At 58.6% G+C, this 1,891-nt stretch carries 1 protein-coding gene and 1 pseudogene; both read right to left on the bottom strand.

Features of this window, described 5'->3' with window-relative positions:
* Positions 1-456: 456 nt before the first annotated feature.
* Positions 457-858: a copper-binding periplasmic protein CzcE gene (czcE, locus tag K206_RS0136090; RefSeq protein WP_011514820.1), complete on the bottom strand. Its 402-nt coding sequence runs from the start codon at positions 856-858 to the stop codon at positions 457-459.
* 108 nt (positions 859-966) lie between these two features.
* A pseudogene (gene czcS / locus K206_RS40470) lies at positions 967-1,875 on the bottom strand (sensor histidine kinase CzcS); the annotation flags it as partial.
* Positions 1,876-1,891: the final 16 nt, after the last annotated feature.

The raw sequence follows: 1,891 nt of genomic DNA on the forward strand, positions 1-1,891 counted from the left end.
GACGCGCCGCAGTCAACGACATTTACGCCGGCGGTGCACGCATCGACAAGCGCGACGTGTTCACCGACGGCGCACGCCTCGGCCAGCGTGACGTATTTACCGACGGCTCGCGTATTGGGCCGCGTGATGTGTTCACCGATGGCGCACGCGGAATTTGACGCAAGCCGTCCCTGAAACTCAGACCGACCTCTGTGGGGGAGCCAGGCACCCGTCAGTTGCTTGGCTCTTGGTGCTCTTTCGCTTTATCCCGATGGCGAAAGCTTCCGAAGCTTGCCCTCCCCGGAGGGCAAGCTTTTTTTCCCTCCATCGGCGTCAATCCGGTGCCGTTCATGATGCGGTGGCGCGTGCTACAACTTCCCATCGCCTCGTGTATTGCTAAGCGGCAGAACCGACGCCAATGACGATGAAAAAGGCCCCGCATTGTGCGGGGCCTGTAGTTCACCGGTTCAGCAACGTTCAGCCACCTGTGAAGAGGTCGCTTCTATCAATATAGACGCGCACGCCAGCGCTACCCGGCAGATCCGGCATCAACAAGCCAAGGTCCACACTCGTATCCCTGACCATCTGGGCGAAGGTCCATGCGACGATCTTCTCGCCGGCCCGAAACGCCACCGTCTCGCCAGAGTCCACGTTGACATACCGCATCCCTGGCTTCACGTCGATAATGCGACTGGCCTGAGATTGGCCGGCTGGATCGCCATACAAGGTCGCGTGACGCTTCGCCATCGCCTGCGCCGTCGCCGTCGACGCAGGCACGCCCGGTTTCAACCCGGTCATTTCCAAAGCATACGAAGCCGACATCCCACCCAACAGCAACGCCGCAAACAGCAAGGCGTGTTTCTTCGTTTTCATAGTCATCTCCTTTCTAGAGACTTCGTTGATCTATGAAAACGAGTGTATAAATTGTACGCATGCTGCAGCCTTGCCCGGCGATTACAAATAGGCAATCGGGCTCATTGCACCACTCTACCCAACGACTGGTCGGTCCTGACTCGGCCTACCCACCGAAACCCGCGCTGAGGCTTCAGCACCGTTGAGCGGGAAGCGCAATGTAAAGCGTGTCTTCCCATCCAAGCCGCTCACGGCTGACGCGTCGCCGCCATGGAGCTCCATGATCGACAGGACGATGGCCAGGCCCAGCCCCGTGGACTGTGACGAGTTGGATCTCGCCCTATCCCCACGGAAGAACCGATCAAAGATGAGGGAAAGTTCCCGCTCCGGGATTGGGTCTCCAACGTTCGTGATGTCGATGCAACAATGTGCCGCTTCGCGGCGCACCACCAGATCTATCATCGAATTCGGCCACGCATGACGGACCGCATTTGACAGAACATTGTTGATCGCACGCTGGAACAGAATGGCATCAGCGACCAGGGTGGCATCCCCGCTTACCCTGATTACGACGCTTCGCTCCTCTGCAAGCACCGAAAAGTAGGCGGACAACTTGCGAAGTTCTGCATTCAACTGGAGTTCCGTCAACTCGAGCGCCACATTGGCACTGTCAGCTCGCGCGAGGAACAACATCGCATCGATCATCCTCGCAAGTCGCTGGTATTCGACCAGGCTTTCCTCCACCAAGGCGACATACTCGGGCCCGGTGCGGTCTCGTGACAAGGCGACCTCGGCATGTCCAATGAGGTTGTTAAGCGGCGTGCGCAAATCATGGGCAAGATCGGCGGAGAACCGCGACAGCTTCTGATAACCATCCTCGAGGCGTTGCAGCATCGCATTGAACGCAGAGGCGATATCACGCACTTCGGTGGGCTTGGGTGGCATGTCCACCCGGTAGCTCAGCCGTTCCACACTGATCCGGTTGATCTGCTTGATAAGTACGTGCGCCGGCTCCAGCTCACGGCGCGTAATGGCCGCCCGGACGTGTCAGGAATTTTGT

Source organism: Cupriavidus sp. WS, from assembly GCF_000395345.1.
In the GTDB taxonomy this organism is placed as follows: Bacteria; Pseudomonadota; Gammaproteobacteria; order Burkholderiales; family Burkholderiaceae; genus Cupriavidus; species Cupriavidus basilensis_B.